10 protein-coding genes are annotated in these 17,201 nt (G+C 71.5%); 7 read left to right on the top strand and 3 right to left on the bottom strand.

What is annotated here, in order from left to right:
- Window positions 1-150 precede the first annotated feature (150 nt).
- Window positions 151-1,173, top strand: a complete 1,023-nt coding sequence (locus tag AC3CBB_RS13020) for a LacI family DNA-binding transcriptional regulator (protein WP_488624920.1) — start codon at window positions 151-153, stop codon at window positions 1,171-1,173.
- Window positions 1,174-1,197: 24 nt separating this feature from the next.
- On the opposite strand, the gene AC3CBB_RS13015 is transcribed toward AC3CBB_RS13020, so the two are convergent.
- The gene (locus AC3CBB_RS13015) at window positions 1,198-3,447 is read right to left on the bottom strand and encodes an APC family permease (RefSeq protein WP_488624919.1); all 2,250 of its coding nucleotides are present in this window, start codon (window positions 3,445-3,447) and stop codon (window positions 1,198-1,200) included.
- Between the two features lie 140 nt (window positions 3,448-3,587).
- Between AC3CBB_RS13015 and AC3CBB_RS13010 the strand changes: the two genes are divergently transcribed.
- The 3 genes from AC3CBB_RS13010 to AC3CBB_RS13000 all read left to right on the top strand — a co-directional run bounded on the left by AC3CBB_RS13010 (window position 3,588) and on the right by AC3CBB_RS13000 (window position 10,879).
- On the top strand, window positions 3,588-6,674 hold the full coding sequence (locus tag AC3CBB_RS13010; protein ID WP_488624918.1) for an efflux RND transporter permease subunit: 3,087 nt from the start codon (window positions 3,588-3,590) through the stop codon (window positions 6,672-6,674).
- Window positions 6,675-7,035: 361 nt separating this feature from the next.
- Window positions 7,036-9,273, top strand: coding sequence for a DEAD/DEAH box helicase (locus AC3CBB_RS13005; protein ID WP_488624917.1), 2,238 nt, complete (start codon window positions 7,036-7,038; stop codon window positions 9,271-9,273).
- A 112-nt stretch (window positions 9,274-9,385) separates the two neighbouring features.
- Window positions 9,386-10,879 (top strand): peptidase M16 family protein, encoded by a 1,494-nt coding sequence (locus AC3CBB_RS13000; RefSeq protein ID WP_488624916.1) that lies wholly within the window; start codon window positions 9,386-9,388, stop codon window positions 10,877-10,879.
- 60 nt (window positions 10,880-10,939) lie between these two features.
- On the opposite strand, the gene AC3CBB_RS12995 is transcribed toward AC3CBB_RS13000, so the two are convergent.
- Window positions 10,940-11,446 carry a mycothiol transferase gene (locus tag AC3CBB_RS12995; protein WP_488624915.1) on the bottom strand — a complete coding sequence of 169 codons (507 nt, stop codon included), beginning with the start codon at window positions 11,444-11,446 and terminating at the stop codon, window positions 10,940-10,942.
- A gap of 49 nt (window positions 11,447-11,495) precedes the next feature.
- Entirely contained in the window at window positions 11,496-11,981 is a 486-nt protein-coding gene (locus AC3CBB_RS12990; protein WP_488624914.1) for a MarR family winged helix-turn-helix transcriptional regulator, read from the bottom strand.
- A gap of 168 nt (window positions 11,982-12,149) precedes the next feature.
- Here AC3CBB_RS12990 and AC3CBB_RS12985 point away from each other — a divergent pair, with 168 nt between their 5' ends.
- The 3 genes from AC3CBB_RS12985 to AC3CBB_RS12975 all read left to right on the top strand — a co-directional run bounded on the left by AC3CBB_RS12985 (window position 12,150) and on the right by AC3CBB_RS12975 (window position 17,132).
- Window positions 12,150-12,620, top strand: coding sequence for a DIP1984 family protein (locus AC3CBB_RS12985; protein ID WP_123505637.1), 471 nt, complete (start codon window positions 12,150-12,152; stop codon window positions 12,618-12,620).
- Window positions 12,621-12,960: 340 nt separating this feature from the next.
- Complete coding sequence (locus tag AC3CBB_RS12980; RefSeq protein ID WP_488624913.1) at window positions 12,961-14,109, top strand: metallophosphoesterase family protein; 1,149 nt, start codon at window positions 12,961-12,963, stop codon at window positions 14,107-14,109.
- Window positions 14,109-17,132, top strand: a complete 3,024-nt coding sequence (locus tag AC3CBB_RS12975) for an AAA family ATPase (RefSeq protein ID WP_488624912.1) — start codon at window positions 14,109-14,111, stop codon at window positions 17,130-17,132. The genes AC3CBB_RS12980 and AC3CBB_RS12975 overlap by 1 nt, the downstream gene beginning before the upstream one ends.
- Window positions 17,133-17,201 lie beyond the last annotated feature (69 nt).

The following is a 17,201-nucleotide window of genomic DNA, read 5'->3' as shown; positions in this document are numbered from 1 at the left end:
TGCGGAGCCGGGGATCGCGCGGTGCACGAGCACCGTTATTTGAACGATCAAACTTTCTGGTAGAGACTGTAGGTCGAGCGGCTCGGCGGTGTCAAGGCGGGTCCGGGCCGCGTGTAACGTACGGGGAAGCCCGCGACGGAGGGAGGTGCGATGACCGGCACACGCCAGCCCACGGTCCACGACGTCGCCGCCGCCGCCGGGGTCTCGCGCCAGACAGTCTCGAACGTGCTGAACACGCCCGCCATCGTCAAGCCGGCCACCCGGGAGCGCGTCGAGCTGGCGATCGCCGCCCTCGGCTACCGCACCCACGCCTCGGCCCGGCGCCTGCGCACCCGCAAGAGCTCCACGATCGGCATCCGCCTCGACCCGGTGACGAACGGCATCTCGGGCTCGGTGCTCGACCGGTTCCTGCACGCCGTGACCGAGCGCGCCGACACCCGGGGCATGCGCATCCTCCTCTTCACGGCGCGCGATCCCGACGACGAGATCCGCCAGTGCGAGCGGCTCCTCGACGGCGCCGACGTCGACGGCTTCCTGCTGACCTCGACGACCTACGACGACCCGCGCACCGAGTGGCTGATCGCCAACGGCGCCGACTTCGTGACGTTCGGGCGGCCGTGGGGCGTAGCCGACGTCTACGACGACGCCCACCGCTGGGTCGACGTCGACGGGCACCACGGGCTGGCCGAGGCGGCCCGCGAGGTGCTCGAACTCGGGGCCCAGCGGATCGCCTACCTGGGCTGGCCGCCGTCCTCCGGCACCGGCGACGAGCGCCGCCGCGGCTGGCGCGACACGATGGAGGCCGCTGGCGTCGACGGACTCGACGCCCTGGAGCTGGCCTGCGAAGACTCGGTGGGGCTCGCCTCCGAGGCCGTCCGCGCTCTGGTCGACTCGGGCACCGCCTTCGACGGGCTCGTCTGCGCAAGCGACACCCTGGCGTTGGGAGCCCTCATGGTGCTGGGGTCGTCGGTGCCCATCGTCGGCTACGACAACACTCCGGTCGCGTCGGCCGTGGGGCTGGCCAGCGTCGAGCAGCCGCTCGAACAGGCGGCCGCGGCGGCCCTGGAGCTCCTGCTCGACGAGCGGCCGGGGGGCGACCTGATCGGAGAGCCGGGTTCGGCGGGCGACCCGCGTCACCGGCTCCTGCGGCCCGAGGTCGTCTGGCGCCGCTAGAGACGACCCCGAGGGGCGCAGGAACTAGCGCCCGCCGCCGTCCTGCGACTTCTTCGAGGGCGCCGACGCGCTGTTCCGGGCCGTCGACCGCGCCGCGGCCGCCTTGCGGCGCGCCTTCGACGACGAGCCCTTGCCGGCGGGGGCGGGTACGCGCTCGTCGACCGCGACCGCCGAGCGGGCGACCGCTTCGGCCTCGGCCTGCGCGGCCCGGGCCGACTCGGCGTCCTTGTGCATGGTGCGGGGCACCGGCTTGACCGGGCGCCGCGGCTCGCCGGAGCGGTCCTGGCCGGGGAACACGCGCGAGCGGCGACCGTAGAGCAGCTCGGACGAGTCGAGCAGCCACGGAACGAGCGCGACGGTGACGCCGTGCGCGAGCATGAGCTTCTGCCGGATGCGGCGCGAGCGGTGGTTGTGCAGCAGCGACTCCCACCAGTGGCCGACGATGTAGATCGGCGTGTAGACGGTGACGACCTCGGCCCCGAACTCCTCGCGGTGCGCCTTGATGTACTTGATCACCGGCACGGCGACGTCGCGGTACGGCGACGGGATGATGATCAACGGCACGTCGATGTTCATCTCGTCCCAGCGCTTCTGCAGAGCCTGGGTGGTCTCGGGGTCGACCGACACGTGGATCGCCTCGAGGGAGTCGTGACGCGCCGCGATGGCGTAGTCGATCGCCTTGAGCACGGGCTTCTGCATCTTGCCGACCAGGATGATCGCGTGGTCTCCGGTCGCACCGAACGTGGTGGTCTCGTCGACCTCCACCTCGACGTCGACGTCGCGGTAGTAGCGGTTCACGCCGAGCATCAGGGTGAACAGGATGGGCATGATCACGAACACGATCCAGGCGCCGTGAGTGAACTTGGTGATCGTCACCACTACGAGGACGGTGAAGGTCAGGATCGCGCCGATGAGGTTGATGGTGAGCGAGCGCTTGATCTGGCCGCGGTCGACGGTGGCCGGGTCTTTCAGCAGTCCGAGCCAGTGGCGCACCATGCCCGACTGGCCGAGGGTGAACGAGACGAACACGCCGATGATGTACAGCTGGATCAGCTGCGTGACGTTGGCGCGGAAGACCAGCAGGATCATGCTGGCGATGATCGCGAGCACGATCACGCCGTTCGAGTAGATGAGGCGGTCGCCGCGGCTGTTGAGGGCCTTCGGGGCGTAGGTGTCGCGGGCCAGGATCGAGCCGAGCAGCGGGAAGCCGTTGAAGGCGGTGTTGGCCGCGAGGAGCAGCACGGCGGCGGTGACGGCCTGGATGACGTAGAAGAAGACGGACGAGCCGCCGAACACGCTGGCGGCGACCTGCGAGATGAGGCTGGGCTGCGGGGTGGTCTCGCAGTTCCTGAGCCCGATGAGATCGCAGGATGCCTCGGCGTAGTGCACCTTCGAGATGAGGGCGACGGCGACCAGTCCGGCGAACAGCACGATGGCCATCGCGCCCATCAGCACGAGGGTCTTCTGCGCGTTCTTGACCTTCGGGAAGCGGAAGGCCGGGACGCCGTTCGCGATGGCCTCGACGCCGGTCAGGGCGGAGCAGCCGGAGGCGAACGCGCGGAGCAGGAGGAGCACGAAGGCCGCGTGGGCCACCTGGTCGCCGTGCACCTCGTACTGCGCGCTGGAGGCGACCGGAGCATCGCCCGTGGCCGTGCGGAACAGCGCGACGACGATCATCACGAAGACGCTGGTGATGAAGAGGTAGGTCGGAACGGCGAAGGCCTTGCCCGACTCGCGGACGCCGCGGAGATTCACGGCGGCCAGCAGGATGACGAAGAAGATCGCCATCTCGACCCGGACCTCGTTGAGCTGAGGCACGGCCGAGATGATGTTGTCTACGCCTGAGGCGACCGACACGGCCACGGTCATGACGTAGTCGACGAGGAGGGCGGATGCGACGATCAGGCCCGGCTTCTCGCCGAGGTTCTTGCGGGCGACCTCGTAGTCGCCGCCACCCGACGGATAGGCCTTGATGAGCTGGCGGTACGACAGGACGACGACGATCAGCAGGATGACGACCACGGCGGCGACACCCGGCGCCAGGGCCAGGAACGCCGTGCCGCCGATCAGCAGGATCATGAGGAGCTCCTGCGGCGCGTACGCCACGGAGCTGAGCGGGTCGCTCGCGAAGATCGGCAGCGCCAGGTGCTTGGGGAGGAGCTGACCCTCCAGCTTCTCGGAGGACAGCGGCTCGCCGATCAGCCACCTCTTGGGGGACCGTACGTCGTTAGTCACGAGCCGCAAGCCTAATCCTGTGCGAGGGCCTGTCAACATCGCGGGCCGCGCCGGTATTCCCCCAGTTCTCGGGCCGCTCACAGCACCCTCACGGAGCGGTGCCACAGCCGCCCCTCAGCGGGGCTGGTGTTGCATGAGAGAACTGCTACCGGTCGGTTCTTTCTCAGGGTGAGGCGCACGTGCATCTTCTTTCGGTCTTCAGCCTGCGCAACCGGGCCCTCATTGCTCTCATCACGATCGTGGTGGCAGTGTTCGGCGGGTACGCGCTGACGTCGCTGAAGCAGGAGCTGATCCCCGACATCCAGTTCCCGCAGATCGCGATCGTGTCGTCGTACCCGGGCGCCTCGCCCCAGGTGGTGAACGACAGCGTCTCGGGGCCGATCGAGAAGGCCATCCAGGTGATCCCGGGCCTCAAGTCGACGACCGCGACGTCGCAGACCTCCGAGAGCAACATCTCGGCCGAGTTCGACTACGGCACCGACCTCCCGGCCACCGAGGAGAAGATCCAGCAGGCCATCGACACGGTCACCCTGCCCGACAGCGTGAACACGCAGGTCGTGTCGGGGAGCCTCGACGACCTCCCGGTCGTGCAGCTCGCCGTCACGGGCGGCCCCGCCGACAAGCAGAAGCTCGTCGACGACCTGACCAACATCACCGTCCCTGCCCTTCAGAAGCTCGACGGGGTGCGGCAGGCGTCCGTCTACGGCGACGCCGGGCAGCGCGTGACGATCAAGCCCGACCAGGCGAAGCTCGCCGCGGTCGGCCTGACGACCTCCGCCATCAAGGACGCCCTCGACGACAACGGAACGCTCGTGCCGGGCGGCCAGATCACGCAGAACGGCAAGACGCTCTCGATCCAGGCGGGCCAGCGGCTCACCTCGGTGGCGCAGGTGCAGAGGCTCCCGCTCGTCGGCGCGAAGAACGCCCTCACCGGCGCCCTGCAGTCGACCGACATCGCCGACGTGGCCACCGTGAAGCTCACCAGCTCGCCGATCACCTCCATCTCGCGCGTGAACGGCAAGGACGCCCTGACGATAGCCGTGACCAAGACCCTCGAGGCCAACACCGTCGACGTGTCGAGCACGATCCGCGATCAGATCTCCTCGCTCGAGTCGAACCTCTCAGACGGCGTGAAGATCGAGGTCGTCTTCGACCAGGCGCCATTCATCACGCAGTCGATCGAGAGCCTCTCCACCGAGGGGCTGCTGGGGCTCGCCTTCGCGGTGATCGTGATCCTGATCTTCCTGCTGTCGTTCCGTTCGACGATCGTGACCGCGATCAGCATCCCGACCAGCGTCCTCATCACCTTCATCGGCCTGCTCGCCTCGAACTACACGCTCAACATCCTGACCCTCGGCGCCCTGACGATCGCGATCGGGCGCGTAGTCGACGACTCGATCGTCGTGACCGAGAACATCAAGCGGCACCTCGTGCCGGGGGTGCCGCGGCTCCAGGCGATCACCGAGGCCGTGCGCGAGGTCGCGGGCGCGGTCACCGCCTCCACCATCACGACCGTCGTGGTCTTCCTGCCGCTGGCCTTCGTGCAGGACGTCACCGGCGAGCTGTTCCGCCCGTTCGCCCTGACGGTGGTCATCGCCCTCGTGGCGTCGCTGTTCGTATCGCTGACGATCGTGCCCGTGCTGGGCTACTGGTTCATGCGCCCGCCGAAGGAGCACAAGCACGACCGCGCCCCGGCGAGCAATGCGGCCCCGACCGATCGGCTGCACCGCGCGTACCGCCCGATCCTGCTGGGCACCCTCCGCCACCCGTGGCTGACGATCCTCGCCGCCGTCGTGATCCTGGCCGGCTCGGGAGGCGCCGCGACCCTCCTGACGACGAACTTCCTCGGGTCGAGCGGCCAGAACACCCTGACGGTGACGCAGGAACTCCCTGCGGCGTCCAGCCTCGCCGTCCAGTCGAAGCAGGCGGAGAAGGTCGAGAGCGCACTCGACTCCATCGACGCCGTCGACACGGTGCAGCTCACCATCGGGTCCAGCGGCAACTCGCTGGCCGCGTTCTTCGGCGGCACCGGCGGCAGCACCGTGACCTACCAGATCACCACCGACGAGAACGCCGACCAGGATGCACTGACCGCCACCGTGCGGAAGAAGCTGGGCGCGCTCTCCGATGCCGGCGACATCTCGGTCGAGGCGTCGTCGGGGCTCGGGTCGAGCAACGACATCGAGGTGGACATCACGTCCAACGACGCCACCACCCTGTCCACGGCGTCCGATCGGGTGCTGAAGGCGATGAAGGGCCTGCCCGACACCGCCGGGGCCTCGACCAACCTGTCGGCGGCCCAGCCGCTCATCGGCATCCAGGTCGACCGTGCGAAGGCGGCGACCTACGGCCTGACCGAGCTCGAGGTCGGCGGCATCGTCTCGCAGGCGGTGCAGCCCTTCCAGGTCGGATCGCTCGAGATCGACGCGACGACGGTCGACATCTACACGATCCCGACGAAGGCACCGGCGACGCTGTCGGCGCTCAAGTCGGTGAAGATCCCGACCCCCACCGGGACTGTGCCGCTGTCGTCGATCGCGACGGTCTCGCAGACCGACGGACCGACCTCGATCACCACCGAGAACGCCGTCCGGAGCGCCACCGTCACGATCACGCCGGCCTCCGACGACCTCTCCGCCGCGAACTCGCAGGTCACCAAGGCGCTCGACGGGGTCGACCTGCCGAAGGGCGCGAGCGCCGAGATCGGCGGCGTCACCTCGCAGCAGGGCACGGCGTTCGCCGACCTGCTCATCGCGATCCTCATCGCCATCCTGATCGTCTACATCGTCATGGTCGCGGCGTTCAAGAGCCTGCTGCAGCCGGTGCTCCTCCTGGTGTCGATCCCGTTCGCCGCGACCGGCGCCATCCTGCTCCAGCTGATCGCCAACGTGCCGCTCGGCGTTCCCTCCATCATCGGAGTGCTGATGCTCGTCGGAATCGTCGTAACGAACGCCATCGTGCTCATCGACCTGGTCAACCAGTACCGCCGCCGTGGCCTGAACGTGCGAGAAGCTCTGATCGAAGGAACGTCGCGGCGTCTGCGGCCCATCCTGATGACGGCGCTCGCGACCATCTTCGCCCTCACCCCGCTGGCGATAGGTCTCACCGGGCACGGCTCGTTCATCTCGCAGCCCCTCGCGCTCGTCGTGATCGGCGGCCTGGTGTCGTCGACCGTGTTGACGCTGATCGTGCTGCCGACGCTGTACGGCCTGATCTACGGGTGGCTGGAGCGGCGCGCGGCGCGGCGCGGGGCGGGCGCCGCGTAGCGCTCTGCGCTCGGCGCGCGGCCTGCAACGCGGCGCGAGATGGCCCTCGTCGTCGGGTCGGCCGGCGCCGCCCGACGGCGAGGGCCATCTCGCCGGCGGAGGACTCGGTTCTACCTCGGGGCGGCGGCGAGTTCCTGCGCTCGCTATTCGGGGGTGAGGCGTGTAGCGTGGGTTGGTCGGCTCGAGACACCGTGCTAGTTGCGCGGATGGGTTTGTGTTCCTGCTGTGCCTGCTCCAGGCACCAGGACAGTCTCCGGGGCCGGAATCGCAGCGATCCGCTGCGACGAATCACATATGTGAACGGTCCCTGGCCAATGGCGCCCGGGTGAATCCTCGCGTCATCGAGAACCCAGGAAGAACCATGTCTCCTTACGACAACTCTGCATCGCGCCCGCCCCGTGGAAAGGGCGAGCGACCCGGCTCCAAGAGCCCCAAGCACCGCGGCTTCCGCCCCGAGGCCGAGGGCGCTCCCGTCAAGAAGCGCTGGGACGCCGACGGCCGCGCTACTCGCGCCGAGGGTCGTCCGGCCCGCGCCGAGGGCGGCCGCCCCAACTGGGAGCCGCGCAAGACCGGCGGCTCCAACCCCCGCTTCGGCGGCGGTGCCCGTGACGACCGCGACGCCCGCAACGGCGCTCGCGGCGGCGATCGCCCCTCGTACGACCGCGACTCGCGTCCCTCGCGCGGTGACGACCGCCCCTCGTACAACCGCGGCGGCGACCGCCCCGCCTACAACCGCGGCGGCGACCGCTTCGACCGCACCGACCGCTTCGGCGGCGGTCGCCCGAGCCGCGACGACCGCGCCCCCCGTTCCACCGACCGCGACGACCGTCCGGCCCGCGGCTACGACCGCCCCGAGGGCGGCCGCCCGGGCCGCGAAGACCGCGCCCCCTTCAAGAAGCGCGACGACTACGGCACCGGTCGCCCAGCGCGCTCGTTCGACCGCGACGACCGCTCCGCTCGCGGCACCGAGCGCCCGGCCCGCGGCGTCGACCGCGACGAGCGAGGCAACCGCCCGCCGCGCGACGACCGTGCGCCCCGCGGCTACGACCGCGACGCTCGTCCGGCCCGCTCGAACGACCGCGACGACCGCGGCGCGCGCAGCTACGACCGCCCCTCGCGCGGCGACGACCGCCCCTCGCGCGGCGACGACCGCCCCTCGCGCGGCGACGACCGTGCGCCCCGCAGCTACGACCGCAGCGATCGCCCTGCTCGCTCGTTCGACCGCGACGCCCGTCCGGCCCGCTCGTTCGACCGCAGCGACCGCCCGGCGCGCTCCTACGACCGCGACGACCGCCCCGCACGCCAGGAGCGCAGCAGCGGCTTCTACCCGAAGCGCGACCACCAGCACTTCAGCCCCGAAGACGACGTCAAGCTCGAGAAGCTGCAGGCCGAGGTCGTCACGGCCGGCGACGTCGCGGGCAAGACCTGGGGCGACCTGGGTCTCGGCGACAACCTCACCCGTCAGCTGATCGCGATGGGCGCCCCGTCGCCGTTCCCGATCCAGGCGGCGACCATCCCCGACGTCATCGCGGGCAAGGACGTCCTCGGCCGCGGCCGCACCGGCTCCGGCAAGACCATCGCCTTCGGCGCTCCGCTGGCCGAGAAGCTCCTCGAGCACGGCGGCGCCAAGGACCGCAAGATGGGCCGCAAGCCCCGCGCGCTGATCCTCGCCCCGACCCGCGAGCTCGCGATGCAGATCGACGACACCGTGCAGCCGATCGCCCGCTCGGTCGGCCTCTTCACCACGCAGATCTACGGCGGCGTTCCGCAGCAGCGACAGGTGCACTCGCTCCAGCGCGGCGTCGACATCGTCATCGGCACCCCCGGCCGCATCGAGGACCTCATCGACCAGGGCAAGCTCGACCTGAGCGAGGTGACCGTGACCGTCCTCGACGAGGCCGACCACATGTGCGACCTGGGCTTCCTCGAGCCGGTGCAGCGCATCCTCCGCGAGACCGCCGACGTCACCCGCCACGGCGCCCGCGCCCAGAAGCTCCTGTTCAGCGCGACCCTCGACAAGGGCGTCGCCAAGCTGGTCGACGAGTTCCTGACCGACCCGGCCGTCCACGAGGTCGCCGGCGAAGACCAGGCCTCGGCGACGATCGACCACCGCGTGCTCCTGATCGAGCAGCGCGACAAGGGCGCCATCATCGAGCAGCTCGCGCAGGGCAAGGGCAAGACCCTCGTCTTCGCCCGCACCCGCGCGTTCGCCGAGCAGCTCGCCGACCAGCTCGAAGACGCCGGAATCGCGTCGACCAGCCTCCACGGCGACCTGAACCAGTCGCGCCGCACGCGCAACCTGCAGCTGCTCACCTCGGGGCGAGTCAACGTGCTCGTCGCCACCGACGTCGCCGCCCGCGGCATCCACGTCGACGACATCGAGCTGGTCATCCAGGCCGACGCCCCCGACGAGTACAAGACGTACATGCACCGCTCGGGCCGCACCGGCCGCGCCGGCAAGGAGGGCACGGTCGTGACGCTGATCACGCGCGCCCGCCGCCGCCGCATGGAGGAGCTCCTCGACCGCGCCGAGATCAAGGCCGACATGATCGAGGCCCGTCCCGGCGATCGCCTGATCGACGAGCTCGCCGGCCTCTAGGCGTCACCCCCTCGAGACTCCAGCACCCGCTGATCCGGCACGCGCCGCACCATCGGGTGCTGGAGTCTCGTCGTACCGCGACCGTTCACGGCGGCGTGCCAGACTGCGCCCCATGCAGATCGTCACGTCGACCACGGCCAACGGAATCCTGACCCGCTCCGCCAGCGTCCCGGGACGGTGCTACGGATCGACCGCCTTCGGCGTCGGCACCCGCGACGAGCCGGTGGCTCACCGCGGCATCAGCCACCTGATCCTGCACCTGATCGAGACGGCGATGGAGCCTGCCCTCATCCCCGCCGACGCGGCGCTCGACGAGGGCGCGCTGACGTTCAGCGCCTCCGGCACGACAGCCCAGGTGCTCCGCTTCTTCGAGACGCTCTCGGACGCCGTCCTGGCCCTCGGCAGCGTCTCGTCGTTCGAGCTGAGCCGGGCTAAGCGCCTCCTCGAGCTCGAGGATCCCGGCAGCGTCGCCTCCCCCGGCGTCGACATGCGCACCTTCCGCTACGGCCTCGGAGAACTCGGCCGCGCCGGCTTCGGCGAGCCCGGCGCCTCGGAGATCGGCAAGAAGGACGTCTCACGCTGGGCCGCCACCTGGCTCACCGCCGAGAACGCGGCCGTCGCCCTCACCAAGCCCATCACGGCCTCCTTCGACCTCGACCTCCCGTCGGGCCCCAAGCCGTTCCGCGGCACGGCTGTCGCCCGCCCCGGTACGCCCACCCTGATCGCGTCAGAGAACGCGGGCATCGGTGCGTCGATCGTCCTCCCCAGCACCGGGGCGCAGGAACTCGGGACCGCCGTCCACCTCGCCCTCCGCGACCGCCTCCGCGTCGAGGCCGGCCTCGCCTACTCGGTCGACTTCGACCTCACGCGGGTCTCCGACACGGAGTCGGCCCTGACCTACTCGTTCGAGCCGGCCCTCGCCGACATCCCCGAGGGGGTGAGGGCGCTGGTCCACGGCCTCCAGGACATCGCCGACGAGGGCGTCTCCGCGGCGGTCCTCACGCTGGCGGTGGAGCACGCGCGTCTGGCCGCGGCGAGCGACCCGGAATCGGTAGCCGCCCACCTCCGCGACGCGAACGGCGCCGCGCTCCGCGGCTTCGGGACGACGACGCGCGAGGAGAGCATCGCGACGGCCTCGGCCTTCACCTCGGAGTCGGTGGCGGCGGCCGTCTCGGCGGCGCTCCCGTCGCTGCTCGTCGCGTTCGACGGGGCCGCCGACCTCGCGAAGGTCGCCATGTCGCTGAAGCTGCCGATCGACCCGTTCGACCTGCTGCAGGAGTCGACCGAGAAGACGTGGAAGAAGGCGGTCAAGGCCGGCGCACCGGTCTGGTCGGGGAGGAAGTCGGCTGGCGCCGAGGGCGTCGAGGCGATCGTCGCCGCCGATGCGGTGCTGTTCCGCGAGGACGACGTCGTCGCGGCGGTGCGGTTCGACGACCTGCTGATCGTGGGGGAGCGGCCCGAGGGCACGCTCGTGCTGGTCGACGCCGACGGCCGATGGGACGCCTTCCACGCCGGCGAGTGGAAGCGGGGAAAGGCGTTCGTCAAGGCGCTGCGGAAGGCTCTGCCGGCGGGCACGGTGGTGCCGTTCGCGGCCGTGGGGGCCTGAGGGGTCGGAGGAACGGCGAGGGGCAGTTCCTGCGCAGAGCGAGCCCGGGGCTGCCTCGGCTCAGAGGCGGTCGAGGATTCCGCGCGCGTAGTTGGCCTGCCCGGCGTGCTGAAGGCAGTCGTCGACGATGCTGACGAGGCGGGCACCGCGGGTGACCGGCGGGGTCCAGCCCTCGTCGACGATGTCGTCGAGGTCGGACTCGCCGACGCCGGCCAGGTAGGCCACCGACTTCTCGGTGACGGCGGCCAGGTAGCCGTTCAGCAGGTCGGGCGTCGCGACGACGCGTGCCACATCGCCGGCGCTCATTCCGTAGCCCATCTCGTCGGGGCCGAACGGGAGCTCGAAGCGGTCGTACCAGCCGTCGGCCGTCCACACCTGCTCGGTGCCGGCGAGGTCGGCGATCTGGACGTCCTGGCCGCGGGCCGTGTGCCAGGCCAGCCAGGCGATCGTGTTGGTGCCGGGGCCCGGGCGGGCGGAGAGCTGCTGGGCGTCGAGGTCGGCGGTCGCGCGCTCGATGAGGGCGGGGACGCGGGAGAAGGAGTCGGTGAGCAGCTCGGCGGGAGTCATGGCTCCACGCTACGACCGGCCGCCGACATGCGCCCGCCGGCGAGACCAGTCAGGCCGTGCTCTGGTCGAAGCAGTCGGACCCCTCCGAGAGGGCCACAGCGACGCCGCCGAAGAGGGTGGTCACCTCGGCGTAGTCCGACTCGGGGATCGCCTGCGCGAGGGCGCAGCGGTAGACGTCGGCGACGGTCTGCACGGCGCCGCGGCCGGCCGGGGTGAGAGCGAGCACGACGCTTCGGCGATCGGTGGGGTGAGCCGTGCGCTCGATCGTGCCTCCCGCCTCGAGTCGGTCGACGAGGCTCGTCGTGGCCCCGGTGGACAGCTCGAGGAACTCGGCCACCTGCTTGGGCGTGACGCCGTCGCCGGCCTCGGAGATGAAGAAGAGGGCGCGGATGTCGGTCGCGCCCATCGCGAGGGCTGTGCTCTGGTGGATGATGACGCGGCCGTGCTGGAGCTGCATGAGTCGGAAGGCCTTGAGGAGCGCGGTGAGCTGCTCCGCCGAGGTCGATGCGGGCGCGGTGGCCCCGCTGATGGTCATGGGTTCTCCTGCTGTCAGGGCGGCGGAGCGCTGCGTGCAGCTGATCGTCCGGAGCCGATGTCTCGATGATCGAGGTAGTCAATGCTAACCGACTACTCGATCATCGAGTCATCCCCAGAACTGGGGAGAGTCCGCCCGCCCGGGGCGCTCCGGTGCGAGGATGCAGGGATGAAGCTCGCAGAGGCCCTGATCAACCGGGGCGATCTCCAGAAGCGCATCGAGCAGCTCCGGGCCAGGATCCTGGCCAACGCCCGCTACCAGGAGGGCGAGGAGCCGGGCGAGGACGCCGCGGCGCTCCTCACGGAGGTGCAGTCGCTGCAGGACGCCCTCGAGCAGCTCGTCGTCGCCGTCAACCTGACGAACGCGTCGACCATCCTCGACGACGGGCGCACCATGACCGAGGCCCTGGCCCACCGCGACCTGCTGCGGACCCGGCACTCGATCCTCACGCAAGCCGCCGACGCGTCGGCCGGGGTCGGGGACTACGGCGGCTACCGGCAGCTCCGCAGCGAGCTGCGGCACCTCTCGGCCCTTCCCACGGCGCGTGTGCGCCAGCAGGCCGACGACGTCGCCCGGCGGCTGCGCGAGCTGGACGTGCTCATCCAGCAGGCGAACTGGGAGGCCGATCTCTCGGACTGATGAAAGCGACGACTCGTCCGGTGAGTCGGTAGGCGCCGATCGGAGCGAGCACGGAGCCGACGAGGCGGCGGTCAATCCGCCTCATGTCTCCGCGAGGGGCAGCGGGCCGCGCAAGCAGGCACACCTCAGCCCAGCACGTGGAACACGTGACACCTCAGGAGTCACACCTCATCACCCCGTGCTGGCCGATCGACGCCGAGGGTGGGATCGGGGCCTCACCGGGCGGAGAGTCGTCGCGCGCCGAGGCTGTGGACGACTTCCGATGCGTGTCGGGGGGGGGGGGGGGGGGGGGGGGGGGGCTGGATACAGTGATGCCACCCTCCACGAAAGGCCTCCCCGCTTGCGCATCCTCCACACCAGCGACTGGCATCTCGGGCGAACCCTGCACGGCGTCGATCTGACCGAGCACCACGCGGCGTTCCTCGAGCACCTCGTCGAGGTGGTGCGCGAGAGGGCAGTCGACGTGGTCGTCGTCGCCGGCGACGTGTACGACCGAGCCGTGCCGGCGGTCCCGTCGGTGCGGCTGCTCTCCGACGCCTTCGCCCGGCTGAGCGACCTCGCCACCGTGATCGTGACGCCCGGCAACCACGACTCCGCGACCCGTCTCGGGTTCGCGGCAGGGCTGATGCGGCCGAGCCTGCGCATCCTCGCGTCGGTCGACGACGTGGCCGAGCCGGTGGTCGTCACGGACTCCGACGGGCCGGTCGCGTTCTACGGCGTCCCCTACCTCAATCCGGACGACGTCCGGTACGCGTTCGGCGCCGAGCCGCTCCCGCGCTCGCATGAGGCCGTGATGGCAGCAGCGCTCGCCGGCGTCCGCGACGACCTCGCCGGCCGGGACGGCGCACGGTCGGTGGTCGTCGCCCACGCCTTCGTGGTGGGCGGGGCGGCCAGCGAGAGCGAGCGCGACATCCGCGTCGGCGGGGTCGACTCCGTGCCGACCGGGCTCTTCGACGGCTTCTCCTACGTGGCGCTCGGGCATCTCCACGGGCAGCAGACGCTGCGCTCCGACAGGGCCGTGATCCGCTACTCGGGGTCGCCGCTGGCGTTCTCGTTCGGCGAGCGAACGCAGGTGAAGTCGACGACCCTGATCGAGCTCGCGGCGGACGGGAGCGTCGCGCTCGAGCAGATCACGGCACCCGTGCCACGACGGCTGTCCGAGATCACGGGCGACCTCGCCGACCTGCTCGACGGCCGTCACGACGACGTCGTCGACGACTGGCTCCGCATCTTCGTGACCGACGCGGTCCATCCCGCCGGGCTCCACGCTCTCCTGCGAGAGCGGTTCTTGCACGTGCTGGCGATTCAGCACGTGCCCACCGGCGGCCTCGCTCCGAGCGAGAGGCGGGCCATCGCCGTCGATGCCGACCCCGTCGAGATCGCGACCGGGTTCGTCGAGTACGCGGCGGGCGCGGCGCCGACCGGTGTCGAGATCGCCGTGCTCCGCTCCGCCTACGAGCGCGCCCGCTCGGCAGAGGCGAGCGACTGATGGACCTCCACCGCCTCACTCTCCGCGCCATCGGCCCCTACGCCGGCGAGTTCACCGTCGACTTCGCCGCGCTCGGCACGTCGGGCGTCTTCCTGCTCGAGGGGCCGACCGGCGCCGGCAAGTCCACCGTCATCGACGCGATCGTCTTCGCGCTCTACGGCTCGCTGGCCGGCGCGGCCTCGAGCGACGACCGCCTTCACAGCCATCACGCCGCCCGCGACGTCGAGCCGTTCGTCGAGCTCGTCTTCGAGACGCCGGTCGGCATCCACCGCATCCGACGCACCCCCGCGTGGGAGCGCCCCAAGGCGCGCGGCGAGGGCTTCACGCGCGCCAACGCGTCGGTCACCCTGACGAGGCTGGCCACGCCCGACTCGCAGGGCGGCGAGCCGGTGTCGTCGCGCGCGCAGGAGGTCGGCTCCGAGATCGTCCGGATCGTCGGACTGACCAAGGAGCAGTTTCTCCAGACGATCGTGCTGCCGCAGGGCGAGTTCGCGCGCTTCCTGGCGTCGACGGGAGAAGAGCGGCGCCTCGTGCTGCAGTCGCTGTTCGGCACCGAGGTCTACGACCGCACCACCGCCGAGCTCGTCATCGCCCGGCGCGACGCCCACGCGGCCGTGACCGCCGCCGAGACGGCTGTCGCGCAGGCGCTCGCGGGCCTTCGCGGCGCCACCGGCGACGACGGAGTCGAGGTCGCCGACGCACCCGATGCCGTCGCGCGCTTCACTGCGGCCGCTTCCTCGGGAGTCGACGCCCGAGAAGCGCGTCGAGCCGTCGCGGCCGCGGCCGAGGCCCGCCGTGTCGAGGCGGTCCGGCTGGTCGACGCGCTGGCGCGCCGCAGTCGTCTTCTCGCCCAGCAGCAGGAACTCGAGGCCGCCACCGCCGCTGCCGACACCGCGCGGGCTCGCCTCGCGTCGGCCCGCGCGGCCGCCCTCGTCGTGGCACCCGCCGCCGCACTCGCCCGTTCTCGGGCCGAGCTCGAGGCGGCTGCTGCCGCTCTCGCGGCCGTCGAGCCTGCGTCCGGCACATCGGCTCCGCCCCTCGCGGCTTCCCCTCGGGTATCGGCTTCCGCTGCGTCTGTCGCTTCTCCTGAGGCGGGGCCGTCCTCGTTGCGCGACCTCGTCCTCCGCCGCGACGCGCTCCTCGCCGAGATCGCCACGCTTCGCGACGTCGCGCGCGTCGAGTCGGGGCTCGACGCTCGCCGGTCGGCCCTCAGCCAGTCGCGACAGACGCTGCAGACGGCGCGCGCCGACATCGAGACGACCGAGTCGGCGCTGGCCGAGCGGGCTGCGACCCGGGTCGAGCGGGCCGCCGCCCTCGACGACCTGCGTCGGCGCGTGGGCGACGTCGAGAAGGCGCGCTCCGAGTCCGCCGCCGCCGAGGTCGCCCTCGCCCGACTGCGTCGTCGCGACGACCTCGCGGCGCAGGTCGAGTCGATCGGTGCCCGCGTCGCACTGGCCGTCACGGCGGCGGGGGAGGCCGTGGCGGCCGAGGCCGAGCTCCGCCTCCGCCGTATCTCGGGCATGGCCGGGGAGCTCGCACGCGATCTCGTTCCGGGGGAGCCCTGCATGGTCTGCGGAGCGGTCGAGCATCCGCACCCGGCCGGGATGCTCGACGAGCACCCGTCCGACGAGCGGATCGAGGAGGCCGCCGACGCAAGGGCTCAGGCCGAGGCCCGGCTTCGTGAGGTGCGCGGCGAGGAGAGCGCGCGTCGCGCGCTCCTCGACGACGCGAGCGCCGAGGTCGGCGATGCGACCGGCGACCAGCTCGCCGAGCGGCTTCGGGCGGCGACCGTCCGTCTGGCCGAGCTCGAGTCGGCGCGCGGCGAGCTCGCCACCGCCGAGACCGCGCTGGTCGCGTTCGACGATGAGACGACGGCGATGGCCACGGCCCTCGGCATCGCCCGCGAGGCGGCCCAGGGGCGGGCGGCCCGAATCGAGGCGGACGCCGAGGCGATCGACGCCGACACGGCTCGCGTCGCGGAGGCGCTCGACGGCCGCGCCCAGAGCTGCCGCGACCTCGTGTCCACCCTCGACGCCGACGAGCGCGCCCTCGCTAGCCGAATCGCCGCCCGCCGTACCCGTGACAGCGCCGCCGAGACCGTCGAAGCGCGTGCGGCCGAACTGGCGGGAGCCGTCGAGGCGTCGCCGTTCCCGAGCGCCGATGAGGCGGCGGCGGCCGTCCTCGGCTCCGCCCGGGAGGCCGAGTTCGCGCGGGTGGTCGCTGATCACGAGTCTGCCACCGCGATCGTCGCCGCAGGGCTCGCCGCCGCCGACATCGCGGCGCTCACCGGCGACGAGGAGCCCGGCCTCGAGGCCGCCACCGAGCGCGCCGACGCCGCCACGACCGCCCTGGCCGAGGCCGTCGATGCGGCCACCAGGGCGAGCGACCTGGCGACGCGGGCCACGACGGCGCTGCAGGCCGTCGACGCCGCCGTCTCGGCGCAGGCCGCCGTCGCCGGCGAGACCCGGGCGATCGTGCGGATGGCCGACATCGCCAGCGCCGCCGGACGCGAGAACCTGCGCGGGGTGACGCTCGGGACCTACGTGCTGCTCCGTCGGTTCGACGACGTGCTCGACGCGGCCAACGCCCGCCTCAGCGTGATGTCGAGCGGTCGCTACCAGCTCGAAGGGGCCGAGCGCGAAGCGGGCGCCCGCACCCGCAAGACCGGCCTCGCGCTGGCGATCCGCGACAACGCGACCGACACCACCCGCGACCCCAAGAGCTTCAGCGGCGGCGAGACGTTCTACGCCTCCCTCAGCCTCGCGCTCGGGCTCGCCGACGTGGTGAAGTCCGAGGCCGGCGGCATCGACCTCGGCACGCTCTTCGTCGACGAGGGGTTCGGCACGCTCGACCCCGAGACGCTCGACTCCGTGATGACCGAGCTCGGCAAGCTGTCGGCGGGTGGCCGCGTCGTCGGCATCGTGAGCCACGTCGACGAGCTCAAGCAGCGGATCGCCGACCGGATCGAGGTGCGGAGGAGGCCCGACGGGTCGTCCGTGCTCACGACGACGGCGGGGCGGTGAGGGGTGCGCCTGTCTTTCTGGCGACCGCCTCGAGTTCCTGCCAGGCACTGCCCTGCGCCCGCGGGGATT

The sequence above is a fragment of the Frondihabitans sp. OV104 genome, from assembly GCF_057787745.1.
This window is presented reverse-complemented; position numbering and strand designations above follow the sequence as displayed.

Excerpts from the sequence above, each read along its gene's own strand:
- AC3CBB_RS13020 (WP_488624920.1), top strand. The coding sequence starts at position 151 with ATGACCGGCACACGCCAGCCCACGGTCCACGACGTCGCCGCCGCCGCC.
- AC3CBB_RS13015 (WP_488624919.1), bottom strand. The coding sequence starts at position 3,447 with ATGTTGACAGGCCCTCGCACAGGATTAGGCTTGCGGCTCGTGACTAAC.
- AC3CBB_RS13005 (WP_488624917.1), top strand. The coding sequence starts at position 7,036 with ATGTCTCCTTACGACAACTCTGCATCGCGCCCGCCCCGTGGAAAGGGC.
- AC3CBB_RS13000 (WP_488624916.1), top strand. The coding sequence starts at position 9,386 with ATGCAGATCGTCACGTCGACCACGGCCAACGGAATCCTGACCCGCTCC.
- AC3CBB_RS12995 (WP_488624915.1), bottom strand. The coding sequence starts at position 11,446 with ATGACTCCCGCCGAGCTGCTCACCGACTCCTTCTCCCGCGTCCCCGCC.
- AC3CBB_RS12990 (WP_488624914.1), bottom strand. The coding sequence starts at position 11,981 with ATGACCATCAGCGGGGCCACCGCGCCCGCATCGACCTCGGCGGAGCAG.
- AC3CBB_RS12985 (WP_123505637.1), top strand. The coding sequence starts at position 12,150 with ATGAAGCTCGCAGAGGCCCTGATCAACCGGGGCGATCTCCAGAAGCGC.
- AC3CBB_RS12975 (WP_488624912.1), top strand. The coding sequence starts at position 14,109 with ATGGACCTCCACCGCCTCACTCTCCGCGCCATCGGCCCCTACGCCGGC.